This window comes from Amycolatopsis sp. NPDC101161 (assembly GCF_044768185.1).
In the GTDB taxonomy this organism is placed as follows: Bacteria; Actinomycetota; Actinomycetes; order Mycobacteriales; family Pseudonocardiaceae; genus Amycolatopsis.
Map to the genome: position 1 here is coordinate 514,527 of NZ_JBIWPI010000005.1, position 14,174 is coordinate 528,700.

Here is a 14,174-nt window from a genome sequence, read left to right on the forward strand (position 1 = left end):
GCCCCGGTGGCGCGTTCACGGGAAAGGACGGAGTCCGGCCCGCGGTCTCTACACACTTAGCCGATTTTTCCCAAGATCAGGATAATCGCGGAACGTGACGGGGGATCTGAAACGCGCGCGCCTGGGAGTCTCGGTCGTCTTCGCCGTCTGCGGGGCGGCGTTCGCGACCTGGCTGGCGAGGGTGCCGGCGGTCCAGGAACAGCTGGGCCTGACCACGGGCCAGCTTGCCACGGGCCTGTTCGGCCTCGCCTTCGGATCGGTGATCGCGCTGCTGGGCGCGGGGGCGCTGCTCACCCGGATCGGCAGCCGCGCGGCGGTCGTGCTCGGCGCGGTCGTGCTGTGCGGCGGGCTGCCGCTGGTGGCGTTCGCGTGGTCGGCACCGGTGTTCGTGGCCGCGCTGGTCGTGCTCGGCGTGGGCAACAGCCTGCTCGACGTCGCGATGAACGCCCACGCGGCCCGCGTCGAGGACGGTTACGGCCGGCCGATCTTCGCCGGCTTCCACGCGTTCTGGAACATCGGCGGCCTCGCGGGCTCCGGCGTCGACGCGCTGATGGAAGCCCTGCACGTCCCGGTCTCGGCGCACTTCCCGGTGGCCGGCGCGGTGCTGCTGGCCTTCGCGCTGTGGGGTCGGGCACTGTTCCTGACCGGGGCCGACCGCGGGCAGGGCGAGACGGCGTTCGCGTGGCCGAGCCGGGCGCTGGTGCCGCTGGGGGTGATCGCGTTCTGCGGGTTCGTCGCCGAGGGCGCGGTCAACAGCTGGAGCGCGGTCTACCTGGCGGACGTCACCGGCGCGACGCCCGCGCTCGCCTCCCTGGGCTACTTCGCCTTCTCCGGGACGATGATCGCGGTGCGCCTGGTCGCCGACCGGATCGTGGCGCGCGCGGGTGCGGTGCGGTTCGTCCGCGTGGCGACCACGGTCGCGGTGCTGGGGTTCGCCGTGGTCCTCGCGGCGCCGTGGCCGGTCGCCGGGATCGCCGGCTTCGCGATCGTCGGGCTGGGCGTGGCCGGGATCGTGCCGATCGCGTGGAGCGTGGCGAGCCACAAGCAGGCGGACGCGCCGGGCCGGGCGGTGGCGGCGGTCGCCGCGTGCGGCTACCTGGGGTTCCTGGTCGAACCGGTGCTGGTGGGCGCGCTGGCGACGCGGATCGGGCTGCACTGGGCGTTGTCGTCGGCGGTCGTGGTGACGTTCGCGATCCTGTTCCTGGCGCCGTCGCTGCGGGTCCGGGAAGGCGTGCTCACGCGCTGAGCGTTTCGCTCAGCAGGCGCCGGACGGCCTTGCGGTCGCCGTCGACCGTCACCCGGCCGTCGGCGATCGCCGCGTCCAGGTCGGACGGGAATTCGAGCAGCGCGTTCAACGTCGGCGGGTCGGTCCGGATCGTCGCGTCCGGAGCGCCGGGCTCGCCCGGCTCGACCGTCAGCCGGCCCGGCTCGGTGCGGACCGTCCACACGCGACTGTCCAGTTCGACGCGGTGGCACGCGGTCGAGCGCGGACGGGCGAAGCCGCGGAGGAACAGCAGCACGGACGTCGTGCCCAGGTGCGCTGCCGGGGACAAGGAGAGCCGGGAGCCCCACGTGCCCAGCGCCAGCACGACCGGCTCCAGCTCACGGCCCCACTCGGTCAGCTCGTAGACCGTCGAGGCCGCCGGGGGAGGCAGCTTCCGGCGTGCGACGACGCCGTGGCCCTCCAGCTCGCGGAGCCGGTCGGTGACCAGGTTCGCGCTGGCGCCCGGCAGCGCGCGGCGGACGTCGGAGAACCGCTGCGGCCCCAGCAGCAGCTCGCGCACGACGAGCAGCGCCCAGCGTTCCCCGACGACGTCCAGCGCGCGGGCGATCGTGCAGGCGTCTCCGTAGCTCCGGCTCGTCGGCATGGTCCTAATCTACAACTTGGTGGTTGTTTTTAACAACTATGACGGCGTACGGTGGCCGCCATGGGAAATCCGGTCGTGCACTTCGAGATCATCGGAACCGACCCGGCGCGGCTGCGCGAGTACTACGGCGAGCTGTTCGGCTGGGAGTACGACACGTCGGGGCCGGTGTCGGCCCAGGTGTCGGAGGCGGGCAACTACGGCTTCGTCGAAACGGACAGCATCCCGGGCGGCGTCGGCGGCGGCGCGGGGTACGAGAGCCACGTCGTGTTCTACGTGGGCGTCCCGGACGTCGCGGCCGCGCTGGCCGAAGCCGAACGCCTCGGCGGTACCCGCCGGATGGGGCCGGACCGCGCGCCCGGGCGCGACCTGGTGGTCGCCCACTTCACCGACCCGGAGGGCAACGTGATCGGCCTCGCCGGCCCGGCCTGACGGTCAGTCCGCCGCGTTGGCCCGGTCGATCGCCGCCATGTTCTCCTCGGCCCAGTTCCGCAGCGCCGCCAGGGGAATCTCCAGCGAGCGGCCCAGGTCCGTGAGCCGGTAGTGGACCTTCGGCGGCACGGTCGGCTCGACGCGGCGGGCGACCAGGCCGTCGCTCGTCAGCGAGCGCAACGTCACCGACAGCATCTTCTGCGAAACCCCCGGCATCCGCCGTTGCAGCTCGGCGAACCGCACCTCGCGCGGGTCCGCCTCGGCCAGCACCTTGACCACCATCGACGTCCACTTCGTGCCGATCCGGTCGAGCAGCCGGCGCGTCGGGCAGGCCGGGTCGAACAGGTCGCCGCGCGGGGAGGGGGTCACCTGGAGCTCACCACCTGTCGGGGAAGTGCCGTCTTGGCCGACGACGTCAAGTTACCTACGGTTTTCTGGTAACCAATGGTAACTGCCCTGGGAGAGACATGCTGCGGGTCAACGGCATCGAAGTCGGCGTCGCGGTCACGGGGGAGGGGCCGGCCGTCCTGCTGCTGCACGGCTTCCCGCACACCCGGCGGCTCTGGACCGAGGTCGTCCCGCGGCTGGCGCGGCGCCACCGCGTCATCGCGCCCGACCTGCGCGGGCTCGGCGAGTCGGAACGCCCGCCGGGCGGCTACGACGCGAGCACCCTCGCCGCCGACGCCGAAGCGCTCCTCGACGCGCTGGGCGAGCCGGCGGCGACCGTCGTCGGCATCGACGCCGGCGCGCCGCCCGCGTTCCTCCTGGCCATGCGACGTCCCGGGCGCGTCCGCCGGCTCGTCCTGATGGAGTCGCTGCTGGGCCGCCTCCCGGGCGCCGAGGACTTCCTCGCGGGCGGGCCGCCGTGGTGGTTCGGGTTCCACGCCGTCCCGGAACTCGCCGAGACCGTCCTGATCGGACACGAAGCCGAGTACGTCGACTGGTTCCTCGACGCGGGCACACGGGCCCGCGGGGTGCCGCGCGAGATCCGCGACCACTTCGTCGCCGCGTACACCGGGCGCGACGCCTTGCGTGCCGCGTTCGCCCACTACCGCGCGATGCCGGTCAGCGCCGGGCAGATCGCGGACGCTGTCGCGGCAGGAAGGCTGACCGTGCCCACGATGGCGGTCGGCGCCCACCCGGTCGGCGACGCGCTCGCCCGCCAGCTGCGGCCCGTCGCCGACGACCTCGTGACCCACCTCGTCGAGGAGTGCGGCCACATCATCCCGCTCGACCGGCCGGACGCCCTGCTCGAGCTGCTGGAGCCGTTCCTTGACCTCGACCCTGCTGGAGATTCGACACTGGCGCCGTGACGATCTGGATCTGCGGAACCTGCGGGGTCGAGCACCCCGACACCGAACGGCCCCCGGCCGGCGACTGCGTCATCTGCGCCGACGACCGCCAGTGGGTGCCCCCTTCGGGCCAAGTGTGGACGACTCTCGAGGACATCTCGGCCGGCACCCGCGAAATGGTGCACGAAGAGCTGGAACCGGGGCTGCACCGGTTCAACCGGGAACCACCCTCCGGCATCGGCCAGTGGACGCACTTGGTGCGGACGCCCGGGGGCAACCTGCTCTGGGACCCGCCGAACCACCTCGACGCGGCGCTCGCCACCAAGCTCGAGGAGCTGTGCGGGGCCGCGGTGATCGTGGCCAGCCACCCGCACATGTACGGCTCCCAGGTCAGCTGGAGCCACCGGCTCGGCGGCGTCCCGGTGCTGGTGCACGCGGCGGACCGGCGGTGGGTGCGGCGCGAGGACCCGGTGCTGCGCGAGTGGTCCGGCACCGAGCGGGTCCTGCCCGGCGTGACGCTGATCGAGGCGGGCGGGCACTTCCCCGGCGCCGCGGTGGCCCACGTCGCCAACGAAACCGGCGGCGTCCTGCTGGCCGGCGACACGATGGTCCCGGTGGCGGCGGCCGGCTGGGTGACGTTCATGCGCAGCTACCCCAACAAGATCCCGCTGTCGGCGGGCCTGGTGCGCCGGATCGTGGACCGGCTGGAGCCGTACGAGTTCGACCGCCTCTACGGCCTGCTGGGCGGAACGATCCGGGGCGACGCGAAGGGCGCGGTCCGCCGCTCGGCCGAGCGGTACATCGCCTGGGTGAGCGGGGAAAACGACCACCTCGGCTGAGCCGCCCAGGCGGTGTCGCGGGTGCGGCTCGCGGATCCGAGGCGCGTCAGCCGCGCAGGTGGGTGTTGAGCCGCGCGGCCTGCCGGGTCAGGTGGTCGCGCTCGGCCAGGTTCGGCGCCTTCGCGGCCGCCTCCGAGTACAGCCGCGCCGCGGTCACCAGGTCGCCGTCGCGCTCGTGGAGGTAGGCCGCCACCGCCGCGTGCCGGGGCAGCGTGTCGTCCACTTCCGCGAGGGCGGCGAGCCCCGCGCGGGCGCCGTCGGCCTCACCGACCGCCACCGCACGGTTCAGCCGGACGACCGGGCTGCCGGTCAGCTTCGCGAGCTCGTCGTACCACTCGACGATCTGTACCCAGTCGGTCTCGCCGGCCGTGGGCGCGTCGGCGTGCAGGGCCGCGATGGCCGCCTGGGCCTGGAACTCGCCCAGCCGGTCGCGCGCGAGCGCCGCCTGCAGGATCGCGACGCCCTCCGCGATCGCCGCGGTGTCCCAGCGGCCGCGGTCCTGCTCGGCGAGCGGCACCAGGCTGCCGTCCGCCGCGGTCCGGCCCGCGCGCCGCGCGTGGTGCAGCAGCATGAGCGCGAGCAGGCCCGCGACCTCGGGGTGGTCGATCGCGGCCGCGAGCTGCCGGGTCAGCCGGATGGCCTCGGCGGCCAAGTCGACGTCGCCGGAGTAGCCCTCGTTGAAGACGAGGTAGAGCACCCGCAGCACGGTCGCGACGTCGCCGGGCTGGTCGAACCGCACGGTCCCGACCGTGCGCTTCGCCCGGCTGATCCGCTGGGCCATGGTCGCTTCGGGGACCAAATACGCCTGCGCGATCTGGCGGGTGGTCAGCCCGCCGACCGCGCGCAGCGTCAACGCGACCGCCGAAGACGGCGTCAACGATGGGTGCGCGCACAGGAAGTACAGCTGGAGCGTGTCGTCCACTGTGGACGCGGGGCCGGGCGCCGGCTCGACGTCGACGACGTCTTCGCGCCGTCGCCGCGCGCTGTCCGACCGGGCCGCGTCGAGGAACTTGCGCCACGCCGCGGTGACCAGCCAGCCCTTCGGGTCGCGCGGCGGGTCGTCCGGCCAGACGCGCAACGCTTCGATCAGCGCCTCCTGCACGGCGTCCTCGGCCGAGGCGAAGTCAGCCCCGCGCCGGACGACGATCCCGAGCACGTGCGGCGTCAGGCTGCGGAGCAGGACCTCGTCCACGCTCACCCCACCTTTTCGGCCAGCTCGACGATGATCCCCGCCGGCCCGCGCAAGTTGCAGAACCGGAAGCTGTCCGAGCGGACCCCGTCGAGCCCGTTGATGAGGTCGACCACGGGGCCTTCGACCGTCATGTCGCCTTCCGGCCGGAGCCGTGGAAAGTTCCCCATCGTTCCCCCTCTCAGACGGTCTGACGCTCGTCGCGCCGCCGGATGAGCTCTTCGACGGCCGAGGGCAGCGTCGTCTCGAAGTCGATCAGCTTCGCCCAGGTGGGTGTGACCACGATCCGGACCATGCCGTCGTAGAGCGACCGCACGCCCGCCTCCCACTCCACCCGCTGCTCGGGCGTCATCTCGTAGGTGCCGTTGAACTGCAGGTATTCGTCCGGGATGCCGTCGACGACGTCCAGCTCGACCGTGCCGCGGATCAGCAGGATCTTCGGCGGGTGCACCTCGGTGTCGATCGTCAGGGCGACCGCCGGGTTGCGGCGTAGCGCCGGCAGCTTCGGCGCGTTCTTCGACGTGCACAGCACGAGCCGCGAGCCGTTCCAGGTGAACGCGATCGGGATCGACCGCGGGGTGCCGTCGAGGGCGGTGTAGGCGAGCCGGGTCAGGTCGCGGGCCAGCAGCTCCCGGCTGAGCGGGCGGTTCAGGACCTCGTCGATGGCGCTCTGGTGCATGACGTCACTCCGTGATGGTGGTCGCCGGGCCCCAGAACGGCCGCAGTTCGAGCCATTCGCCGACTGGCTCGCCGCCCTTGCCTGGGGCGGCCGACAGCTCCGCGGCCAGCTCGAGGGCGCGCTCGTAGCTGTCGACGTCGATGATCGTCCAGCCCGCGATGAGGTCCTTCGTCTCGGCGAACGGGCCGTCGGTGACCGGCGGGCGCCCCTCGCCGTCGAACCGGACGAACGTCCCCTCGGGGGCCAACGCGCGGTGCTCGACGAACTCGCCGGTCTCCTCGAGCCGCTTCCCGAAGTCCTCCATGTACTTCACGTGCGCCGAGATCTCCTCCGGCGTCCACTGGTCCATGGGTGCGTCGTTGACCGAAGCCGGGGCGCCTCGGTAGTGCTTCAGCAGCAGGTACTTGGCCATCGTCGTTCTCCTCGGTGCGCGTGCGGCCCATCTTGGCCGCGTTCGCACCGGGGACGCAGCCGATCGCGCGTTCTCGACATCGCCGCCGGAGAAACTTTTCAGGCGGTCGGGCGGCCCGCTCCGGCGTAGTCGTCGCCGTCCCGGCGGTAGGAGTGGACCTGCACCGCTTGGCCGGTCTGCGGCGCGTCGATCATCTGCTGGTTGCCGATGTAGAGCCCGACGTGGTGGATCTTCGTCGCCGGCTCGCCGTAGAAGATCAGGTCGCCGAGCTGCGGATCGGTCACGTGCGGGACGCTCCGGAACTGCGTGTCGGCCGTGCGCATCAGCTTGACGCCGGCGCTGCCGTACGCCGCCGTCGTCAGGCCGGAGCAGTCGAAGCCCGGGTCGTTGCCGCCGGTGCCGTTGCCGCCCCAGATGTAGGGGAGGCCGATCTTGTCGATGGCGAAGTTGACCGCGCTCAGCACCGCCGGGTTCGGCGCCGCCGAGCCCTGGCCGACCGTGCCGTAGACGTTGACCGTCGCCAGCGTCCGGTGCAGGAACAGCGGGGCCGACTGCAGCTTCGCGACCGCGTCCCACCACGGCTGGCCCTGCGACAGGTCGGTCCCGCCGTCGCACAGCGCGCGGCCGGTGGTCAGCGCGGCGTCGTCGATGTTCTGGACATCGGGCTTCCCGCCCGCGTAGCTCGCCTGGTACTTCCCCCAGAGCGCGGGGGAGAGCTGCATCGGGCCGGCGGCGTTCGCCGTCGAGACGACCTTGTTGTAGAAGTCGCGCACCTCGATCGTGCCGAGGGGCTTGTCGAGCACGCCGGTGGTGCCGATCTGCCCGCCGCGGGCCCGGCCGTGGTCCGTGGTCACTTTTCCGACCGCGGCGAGCGTCACCCACGAGAGGTGGCAGCCGGGGATGTCCTTGCCGATTTTCGTCGTCGCCTTCGCGTAGCCGACCATCGCGCGCAGCGGGACGTCGAGCCACTGGCTGGTCTTGGACGCCCAGGCGTCGAACTCGCTCGCTTCGGGCACCTTCGGCGGCGTCGACGGCTGCGGGGGCGTGGTCGTTTTCGGGACAGACGACGTCGGCGCCGACGTCACCGTCGCGGCGGCGTTCGTCGTCTCCTGCTGCTTCGGCGCGAACTGGACGCCGACCACGAGCGCGGCGGCGACCACGACCACCGCGGCCACCACGACGGCGGCTCTCCGGCGGCGCGGCTCTTTCGCCGGCGCGTCTTCCGGCACGATCTCGGGCTCTTCGCTCACCTCGCGGCCCCGGTCAGCCGGTCGAGGACGAAGGTGCGCAGGCCGTCGAGGTCGGTGTCCATCGCGACCTCGATCGGGCGGCCGGGACTGAACTGCGGATCGTCCTCGCCGAGCTTCCGCCGGTCGACGAGCGTCTGCCCGCGCGCCGGCCCCAGCCCGCAGTCGACGTCGACGCGGTAGGTCTCGGTGTGCAGGATTCCGGGCGAGATGGCCTCGGCGACGGCGACGGCGTCGTGCATGACCATCCGGTCTTCGCCGAACACACGCGTGTAGTGCTGCCGGTAGGTCGAGGTGAGGCCTTCGAGGGTGGCGCCGACCGGCCCCGACGCCGCGAGCTTGGCCAGCCACTCGCCGTCGACGGCGCAGCGGTGCGTGAGGTCGAGCGGCACGAGCACGACCGGGACGTCCTCCTCGACCAGCACCCGGCGGGCCGACTCGGGGTCGCTCCAGATGTTGAACTCGGCGGCGGTGGTGCTGTTGCCGAACGTCACGCCGCCGCCCATGATCACCAGCCGCGCGATCTTCGCCGCCGCGCCCGGGTGGGCCGCGAACAGGGCGGCGATGTTCGTCAGCGGCCCGATCGGGGCGATGGTCACCGGCTCGTCCGACGCTTCCAGGAGGTCCACCATCAGGCGGACGGCGTCGCGTTCTTCGACGGGCCGGGTCGCCTCGGGCAGCGTGTAGGAGTGGCCCGAGAGGCCGTCGCCGCCGTGGACCTCCTTGGCGTCACGTGGCTTCGAATAGACCAGCGGCCGGCTCGCTCCGGCGGCGACCGGCACGTCGGTGCGGCCGAACAGCTCCAGCAAACGGCGGGCGTTCGACGTCGTGCGGTCGAGGGGGACGTTGCCGAAAACCGACGTCACGCCGAGCAGGTCGACGTCCGGGGACAGCGCCGCCAGCGCGATCGCCAGCGCGTCGTCGACGCCCGGGTCGGTGTCGATGATCAGCTTCGTGCCCATCCAGCTCCCCTTGCCCGTGAACCCGTCCCGTACACAGGTTACGGTCACGGGCATGACGTCGATGTGGGGTGCGCCGGCACTGTCGCGGGTGCGGGCCTGGCGCCGCGCGCGGCAGGACCCGCGGCAGGCGAAGTTCCTGACCGCCGACTCGCTGCGCTGGGTGCTGCGCAACCGCGCGTACACGCCCTGGTACCTGGTCCGGTACTACCGGCTGCTCAAGTTCCGGCTCGCCAACCCGCACATCATCCTGCGCGGGATGCTGTTCCTCGGGAAGGACGTCGAGATCCACTGCCGCCCGGGCTACGGGCGGCTGGAGATCGGCCGCTGGGTCCACATCGGCGACGGCAACGCGATCCGCTGCCACGAGGGTTCGCTGCGGATCGGCGACAAGTCGGTGTTCGGCCGCCAGAACGTCATCAACTGCTACCTCGACATCGAGCTCGGCGCGGCCACCCTGGTCGCCGACTGGGTGTACATCTGTGACTTCGACCACGTCATTTCGGACATCCACGTCCCGATCAAGGACCAGGGCATCGTGAAGTCGCCGGTCCGCATCGGGCCGGACACGTGGCTGGGCACGAAGGTCAGCGTCCTGAAGGGCACGCGCATCGGCCGCGGCTCGGTGCTGGGCGCGCACGCGGTCGTCCGCGGTGACATCCCGGACTACTCGATCGCGGTCGGCGCGCCGGCGCGAGTCGTGCGTAACCGCGAAGAGGACTACGCGGCCGACGCGGCCCGTCGCGAAGCCGTCGCCGACATGGCCCGGAAGGCGAACAAGGCGCTGCAGAAGACGCTCGAGCAGTAGATCTACTCAGGTCTTCCGGGCGTTTTCCGGGCACACTCGGCCCGGTGGGGGATCTTCGGACCGTGTGGTCTTCGCTCGTCGTGGCGGTGTGCGCCGTGGGCCTGCTGGTCGTCGTCCCGTTCCTGGTGCTGCTCGGGTTCCTGGCGAGCATCCCGGTGTTCGGCGAGGTCGGCGACGGCGCCCGCGGCTACCTGACCTGGGCGTCCTGGCTCGGCGCGGGGCTGCCGCTCGTGGGCGTGGTCGTTTCGGCGACAACGCGCCGGCGCGGCTGGACGTGGTTCTTCGGCATCTGCCTCACCGTGGCGGCGGTGGTCGCCGCGTCGAGCTGGGTCGCCCACGTCAGGCACGCGCCGCCACCACCGCCGGGACCGAGCCACTGCGTCGAGCGCAGCGGCGGCGGCAACGACTGCCCGGGCGGCTGACGGTGTGGCGCGATTTCGGCGACGTCGTCGCCGGCGCCCTGCTCGCGGTGGGCGCGGTGGTGTGGCTGCTCTTCGTCCCGTTGATGTTCTTCCAGGGCGCGTTGACGGCGTCCGGATTGTGGGCGGGGACCGGCGACCCCGTCGCGGCGAGCGCCTTCTTCGCCTGGGCGTCCTGGTGCGGCGTGGGCATCCCCATCCTGGGCGTGGTCATTTCTGCGACCACTCGGCGGCGGGGCTGGACCTGGTTCTACGGTGTCTGCCTCGCGGTGGTCGCCGTGGTGGTGGCAGTGCGGTGGGCGCAAACCCACCACGCCCCGCCCCCGCCGCCGGAGCCCACCCATTGCGTCGAGCGCAGCGGCGGCGAGAGCGACTGTCCCTGAGTCACTCCTCGAACGTCATCTCCGGCGGCGGCCGCCGGAAGCCGCGGGTGATCGCCGCCAGGACGACGACGCCGATCGCCAGCCAGACCAGGCCGAAGACCAGCGCGATGCCGTCGAGGTTGACCAGTAGCCACAAATCGACCACGGCGCCGATCATCGGGAAGACCACCCAGGTCAGCGCGCGTTTCCCGGTCCGGTCGCGCAGCCACGTCGCCAGCACGCTGACGTTGACGAACGTGAACGCGGTGAACGCGCCGAAGTTGATGAACGACGTCGACGTGCTGACGTCCAGCGCCAGCGCGACCAGCCCGACGAGCCCGGTCAGGACGATGCCGAACACCGGCGTCGCGAACCGCGGCTGCAGTTTGCCGAAAACGCGCGGAAGCACGCCGTCGCGGCCCATCGCGAACATCAGCCGCGACGCGCTCGCCTGCGCGGCGATCCCCGACGCGAACTGCGCGACCACCAAGCCGGCGAGGAAGAACGACGCGAAGAGGTTGCCGCCGATCGTCGTCGCGATTTCGAACGCGGCGGACGACTCGTCGGTGAACGCGCTGCCAGGGTGGGCGAGCTGGGTGAAGTAGGCCAGCACGATGAAGATGCCGCCGCCGATGAGCGCGGTCAGCAGGATGGCGCGGGGGATCGTCCGGCGCGGCTCGGTCGTCTCCTCGGTCAACGTCGTGACGGCGTCGAAGCCGAGGAAGGAGTACGTCGCGAGCGCGGCGCCGCCGGAGATCGTGCCCAGCGTGCTGCCCGCGTGGAAGAACGGCTGCGTGCTGGTCAGCGAACCGCCGACGTGCAGCACCTGCTTGACCGAAAGAACGACGAAGAACCCGATGACCAGGATCTGGAACGCCATCAGGATGAAGTTGGCCTTTTCGGCGATCTTGATGCCGAGGACGTTGAGGATCGTCGTCACCGCGATGAAAGTGATCAACCAGATCCAATTGGGCACGGACGGGAACTCGGCCGACAGGTAGGCGCCCCCGATCAGCCAGATCACCATCGGCAGGAAGAAGTAGTCGAGCAGCACGGCCCACCCGACGAGGAACCCGGCGCGCGCGTCGACCGCTTTCCGGACATAGGTGTAGGCCGAGCCGGCGACGGGGTGGGTGGCGGCCATCTTCCCGTAGCTCGCGGCCGTGAACAGCATCGCGACCAGGGCGAGCAGGTACGCCGACGGAACGGTGCCCTCGGTCGTCGTCGCGACGATGCCGAAGGTGCCGAGCACGATCAGCGGAGCCATGTAGGCGAGCCCGAACAGGACGACGCCCGGCAGGCCGAGGCGGCGCTGCAGGGTGGCCGGGGCCGCGCCCGTGGTGGTCATCGGTCGTCTCCTTCTCGTGGACTCCAGCGGTCCGGGTCGATCCGGCCCTGGTAGAGCGGCAGCTGCAGGGGAGCGTCGGCGGGGGTGAACTGCGCCCAGACGCGGTTGGTGCCCGCGGTCCCGTCGCGGCGGATGCGGGCGACCTCGTCGAGGTCGACGGTGTGGGCGAGGACGCCGTGGTCGTTTCCCGGCAACGCGCCGAGGACGTCGCCCTCGGGCCCGACGAGCAGGCTGTCGCCCATGCCGAACGGTCCGGCCGTGTTCACGCTGGCGACGAACACCTGGTTGACGATGGCGTTCGCCCGGGCCAGGACGAGCTCCTGCGCGCGGTCGGGCGTCGTGGTCTGGACGGGGTTGAGCACGAGCTCGGCCCCCATCCAGGCGAGGTGGCGGGTCACCTCGGGGAACCAGGCGTCGTAGCAGATCGAGAACCCGACGCGGCCGGCGTCGGCCAGGTCGGCGACGACGAAGCGGTCGCCGGGGTCGTACGGCTCGTGCGGCCGCCAGGGGAAGACCTTCCGGTACCAGCCGGCCAGCTCGCCTCGCGGGGAAAAGACCAGGGCGGTGTTGAACAGCTCGCCGTGGTCGCCTTCTTCGCAAACGGTGCCGGGCGCGAGCCAGATCCCGAGGTCGCCGGCCAGTTCGGCGAGTTCCGTGGTCCGTTTTCCGCGCAACGGCTGGGCGGCTTCGCGCAGTTGACGGGTGCGCTCGTCGCCTTCGCCGTCGACGCCGCAGAGGTGCAGCTCGGGGAAGGCGGCCAGCCGCGTGTCCGGAAATCGGCGAAGGACCGCCTCGACCTCGCCCGCGAACCCGCCGTCCCCGACGGGCCGGGGCGGCGCTTGCACCAGGGCGATCGGCAGTGGTCGCGGCATGGACGAAAAATAGTCCATCTTGAACACTTAAACAAGAGTGCTCAAGATGAGCAGTTTGTGCGGTACGGTCGTTTCATGGCGACGGCAGACCTGAGCGCCCCGGCCCTGACCGGCATCCGGCGGCTGTCCGCGCTGGACACCGTCCGCGCGCGCATCGCGCTCGCGGTGGAGCTCGGCCTGCTGAAGCCGGGCGAGCGCCTGCCGGCGAACGCCGAAATCGCGCGAGCCCTCGGCGTCGCGGAGATCACGGTGCGCAGGGCCCTGGAGTCATTGGTCGGCGACGGCCTGATCGAACGCCGCCGCGGCCGGGGCGGCGGGACGTCGGTGGCCGCGGACCCACCGGCGGAGCGAGTCCGCGAGGTCGGCGCCTACCGCGAGTCGGCGGCCGAGGTCCGCGACCTGATCGACCACCGCCTGGTCTTGGAGTCGGGCTTGGTCCAATTGGTGGCGAAACGGTCCCCGGACCTACCCCACCTGCGGACTTTGGTCGCGCGCATGGACACGGCGAAGGGCTGGGCGGAGTTCCACGAGCTGGACGCGGAGTTCCACCGGACGGTGGCGGCCCCCGGCCCGGCGGCGGCGGTCGCGCAGTACGAGGCGGTGCTGGCGGAGCTGTACCGGTTCTACCTGCCGTACCCGATGGAGAAGCTGCGCGAGTCGAACCGCGACCACGCGAAGCTGGTGAAGGCGCTGTCGGCGGGCGACCCGGACGCGGCGGCCCGCGTGACGAGGAAGCACGTCCGCGGCCTGCACCAGACGATGTTCGTCGGCCTCGGCTGAGCAGTAGCCGAAAATCGACCACGCCCTGGTCGGAAGTCGACCACAGCTCGATTCACGTGGGCGAGGTGCCAGCTAAGTCCCGTCGGCGCCCAGACCTGACTCAGCGAGCCCGCAGCTGGTCGCGGACCTCCATCAGCGCGAAGCCGAGCAGGTTCAGCCCCCGCCAGTAGTCGGGCTTCGTCGCGTTCTTCTCCTCGCGCGCGAGGCCGGTGCCCCAGACGAGGTCCTTCTTGGACGCCTCGACGAGCACCGCGTCGCCGGTCCCGAGCAGGAACCGGCGCAGGTCGCGGTGGGCCTTGAACTTGGCCAGGTTGCCGTCGACGACGATGTCGAACCGGTGCCGCTCCCAGGTCGCCGCGTCGAACCCGGCGACCTCGCGGCCGAGCACCTTCGCCGCCTTCGGGTCCGGCGTGGTCCGGATCAGCTCGGCCTTCTCGTGGTCGCCGAACAGCTCGGCCTTGCCCGCCATCATGTAGTGCTCGGCGGTCGGGTACTCGACGCCGTCGGCCTCGAACGGGTCGACCCACCACTGGCTCAGGCAGCTCGCCGTCACCCGGCCGGACTTCGAGGGCGTGTGCCCGTAGAACAGCAGGTACTCGGGCTCCGCACCCTCGTGGACCTTTTCGCGCAACGCCTCGACACTGCGGACCCCGTCGACCTTCACCATCCGC

General features: G+C 71.7%; 19 protein-coding genes. 8 read left to right on the forward strand and 11 right to left on the reverse strand.

All coding sequences use genetic code 11. The annotated features are described in order from the left end of the window. Positions 1-94 precede the first annotated feature (94 nt). Positions 95-1,246: an MFS transporter gene (locus ACIRSS_RS35840; RefSeq protein WP_400903070.1), complete on the forward strand. Its 1,152-nt coding sequence runs from the start codon at positions 95-97 to the stop codon at positions 1,244-1,246. Here ACIRSS_RS35840 and ACIRSS_RS35845 read toward each other — a convergent pair. Next, the gene (locus ACIRSS_RS35845; protein WP_400903073.1) at positions 1,236-1,868 is read right to left on the reverse strand and encodes a winged helix-turn-helix transcriptional regulator; all 633 of its coding nucleotides are present in this window, start codon (positions 1,866-1,868) and stop codon (positions 1,236-1,238) included. The two genes, ACIRSS_RS35840 and ACIRSS_RS35845, sit on opposite strands and share 11 nt — an antisense overlap. Positions 1,869-1,928: 60 nt before the next feature. On the opposite strand from ACIRSS_RS35845, the gene ACIRSS_RS35850 reads away from it, so the two are divergent. Next, entirely contained in the window at positions 1,929-2,297 is a 369-nt protein-coding gene (locus ACIRSS_RS35850; protein ID WP_400903076.1) for a VOC family protein, read from the forward strand. Positions 2,298-2,300: 3 nt separating this feature from the next. Here ACIRSS_RS35850 and ACIRSS_RS35855 read toward each other — a convergent pair whose 3' ends face one another. Then, complete coding sequence (locus tag ACIRSS_RS35855) at positions 2,301-2,666, reverse strand: winged helix-turn-helix transcriptional regulator (protein ID WP_400903079.1); 366 nt, start codon at positions 2,664-2,666, stop codon at positions 2,301-2,303. Positions 2,667-2,764: 98 nt separating this feature from the next. Between ACIRSS_RS35855 and ACIRSS_RS35860 the strand changes: the two genes are divergently transcribed. Further along, positions 2,765-3,610, forward strand: coding sequence for an alpha/beta fold hydrolase (locus ACIRSS_RS35860; RefSeq protein WP_400903082.1), 846 nt, complete (start codon positions 2,765-2,767; stop codon positions 3,608-3,610). Next, entirely contained in the window at positions 3,607-4,428 is an 822-nt protein-coding gene (locus ACIRSS_RS35865) for a hydrolase (RefSeq protein WP_400903085.1), read from the forward strand. Before ACIRSS_RS35860 ends, ACIRSS_RS35865 begins: the two co-directional genes overlap by 4 nt. A 46-nt stretch (positions 4,429-4,474) precedes the next feature. Here ACIRSS_RS35865 and ACIRSS_RS35870 read toward each other — a convergent pair whose 3' ends face one another. The 6 genes from ACIRSS_RS35870 to ACIRSS_RS35895 all read right to left on the reverse strand — a co-directional run bounded on the left by ACIRSS_RS35870 (position 4,475) and on the right by ACIRSS_RS35895 (position 8,917). Continuing rightward, positions 4,475-5,620 (reverse strand): RNA polymerase sigma factor, encoded by a 1,146-nt coding sequence (locus tag ACIRSS_RS35870; protein WP_400903087.1) that lies wholly within the window; start codon positions 5,618-5,620, stop codon positions 4,475-4,477. Positions 5,621-5,622: 2 nt separating this feature from the next. Next, positions 5,623-5,787 carry a hypothetical protein gene (locus ACIRSS_RS35875; protein WP_400903090.1) on the reverse strand — a complete coding sequence of 55 codons (165 nt, stop codon included), beginning with the start codon at positions 5,785-5,787 and terminating at the stop codon, positions 5,623-5,625. Between the two features lie 11 nt (positions 5,788-5,798). Further along, positions 5,799-6,296, reverse strand: a complete 498-nt coding sequence (locus ACIRSS_RS35880; protein ID WP_400903093.1) for a pyridoxamine 5'-phosphate oxidase family protein — start codon at positions 6,294-6,296, stop codon at positions 5,799-5,801. Positions 6,297-6,300: 4 nt separating this feature from the next. Next, on the reverse strand, positions 6,301-6,708 hold the full coding sequence (locus tag ACIRSS_RS35885) for a YciI family protein (protein WP_400903096.1): 408 nt from the start codon (positions 6,706-6,708) through the stop codon (positions 6,301-6,303). A gap of 98 nt (positions 6,709-6,806) precedes the next feature. Further along, positions 6,807-7,937, reverse strand: coding sequence for an NlpC/P60 family protein (locus tag ACIRSS_RS35890; RefSeq protein ID WP_400904017.1), 1,131 nt, complete (start codon positions 7,935-7,937; stop codon positions 6,807-6,809). Between the two features lie 17 nt (positions 7,938-7,954). Beyond that, the gene (locus tag ACIRSS_RS35895; protein WP_400903099.1) at positions 7,955-8,917 is read right to left on the reverse strand and encodes a nucleoside hydrolase; all 963 of its coding nucleotides are present in this window, start codon (positions 8,915-8,917) and stop codon (positions 7,955-7,957) included. Between the two features lie 52 nt (positions 8,918-8,969). Here ACIRSS_RS35895 and ACIRSS_RS35900 point away from each other — a divergent pair, with 52 nt between their 5' ends. The 3 genes from ACIRSS_RS35900 to ACIRSS_RS35910 are packed head-to-tail and all read left to right on the forward strand — an operon-like array spanning position 8,970 to position 10,524. Further along, on the forward strand, positions 8,970-9,722 hold the full coding sequence (locus ACIRSS_RS35900) for an acyltransferase (RefSeq protein WP_364457597.1): 753 nt from the start codon (positions 8,970-8,972) through the stop codon (positions 9,720-9,722). Positions 9,723-9,766: 44 nt separating this feature from the next. Then, a complete protein-coding gene (locus tag ACIRSS_RS35905; protein ID WP_400903103.1) occupies positions 9,767-10,144 on the forward strand; it encodes a hypothetical protein in 378 nt (125 codons plus the stop codon). A gap of 2 nt (positions 10,145-10,146) precedes the next feature. Beyond that, positions 10,147-10,524, forward strand: coding sequence for a hypothetical protein (locus ACIRSS_RS35910; protein ID WP_400903106.1), 378 nt, complete (start codon positions 10,147-10,149; stop codon positions 10,522-10,524). A 1-nt stretch (position 10,525) separates the two neighbouring features. Here the strand turns inward: ACIRSS_RS35910 and ACIRSS_RS35915 are convergent, their stop codons facing one another. Together ACIRSS_RS35915 and ACIRSS_RS35920 are read right to left on the reverse strand one after the other, a co-directional pair. After that, positions 10,526-11,851 carry an APC family permease gene (locus ACIRSS_RS35915; protein WP_400903109.1) on the reverse strand — a complete coding sequence of 442 codons (1,326 nt, stop codon included), beginning with the start codon at positions 11,849-11,851 and terminating at the stop codon, positions 10,526-10,528. After that, a complete protein-coding gene (locus ACIRSS_RS35920; RefSeq protein ID WP_400903112.1) occupies positions 11,848-12,723 on the reverse strand; it encodes a carbon-nitrogen hydrolase family protein in 876 nt (291 codons plus the stop codon). Before ACIRSS_RS35920 ends, ACIRSS_RS35915 begins: the two co-directional genes overlap by 4 nt. 75 nt (positions 12,724-12,798) lie before the next feature. On the opposite strand from ACIRSS_RS35920, the gene ACIRSS_RS35925 reads away from it, so the two are divergent. Continuing rightward, positions 12,799-13,503 carry a FadR/GntR family transcriptional regulator gene (locus ACIRSS_RS35925; protein ID WP_400903114.1) on the forward strand — a complete coding sequence of 235 codons (705 nt, stop codon included), beginning with the start codon at positions 12,799-12,801 and terminating at the stop codon, positions 13,501-13,503. Positions 13,504-13,603: 100 nt separating this feature from the next. Here the strand turns inward: ACIRSS_RS35925 and ACIRSS_RS35930 are convergent, their stop codons facing one another. Then, a complete protein-coding gene (locus ACIRSS_RS35930; RefSeq protein WP_400903117.1) occupies positions 13,604-14,170 on the reverse strand; it encodes an NADAR family protein in 567 nt (188 codons plus the stop codon). Positions 14,171-14,174: the final 4 nt, after the last annotated feature.

Excerpts from the sequence above, each read along its gene's own strand:
- ACIRSS_RS35845 (WP_400903073.1), bottom strand. The coding sequence starts at position 1,868 with ATGCCGACGAGCCGGAGCTACGGAGACGCCTGCACGATCGCCCGCGCG.
- ACIRSS_RS35850 (WP_400903076.1), top strand. The coding sequence starts at position 1,929 with ATGGGAAATCCGGTCGTGCACTTCGAGATCATCGGAACCGACCCGGCG.
- ACIRSS_RS35860 (WP_400903082.1), top strand. The coding sequence starts at position 2,765 with ATGCTGCGGGTCAACGGCATCGAAGTCGGCGTCGCGGTCACGGGGGAG.
- ACIRSS_RS35875 (WP_400903090.1), bottom strand. The coding sequence starts at position 5,787 with ATGGGGAACTTTCCACGGCTCCGGCCGGAAGGCGACATGACGGTCGAA.
- ACIRSS_RS35880 (WP_400903093.1), bottom strand. The coding sequence starts at position 6,296 with ATGCACCAGAGCGCCATCGACGAGGTCCTGAACCGCCCGCTCAGCCGG.
- ACIRSS_RS35885 (WP_400903096.1), bottom strand. The coding sequence starts at position 6,708 with ATGGCCAAGTACCTGCTGCTGAAGCACTACCGAGGCGCCCCGGCTTCG.
- ACIRSS_RS35895 (WP_400903099.1), bottom strand. The coding sequence starts at position 8,917 with ATGGGCACGAAGCTGATCATCGACACCGACCCGGGCGTCGACGACGCG.
- ACIRSS_RS35900 (WP_364457597.1), top strand. The coding sequence starts at position 8,970 with ATGACGTCGATGTGGGGTGCGCCGGCACTGTCGCGGGTGCGGGCCTGG.
- ACIRSS_RS35915 (WP_400903109.1), bottom strand. The coding sequence starts at position 11,851 with ATGACCACCACGGGCGCGGCCCCGGCCACCCTGCAGCGCCGCCTCGGC.
- ACIRSS_RS35920 (WP_400903112.1), bottom strand. The coding sequence starts at position 12,723 with ATGCCGCGACCACTGCCGATCGCCCTGGTGCAAGCGCCGCCCCGGCCC.
- ACIRSS_RS35925 (WP_400903114.1), top strand. The coding sequence starts at position 12,799 with ATGGCGACGGCAGACCTGAGCGCCCCGGCCCTGACCGGCATCCGGCGG.
- ACIRSS_RS35930 (WP_400903117.1), bottom strand. The coding sequence starts at position 14,170 with ATGGTGAAGGTCGACGGGGTCCGCAGTGTCGAGGCGTTGCGCGAAAAG.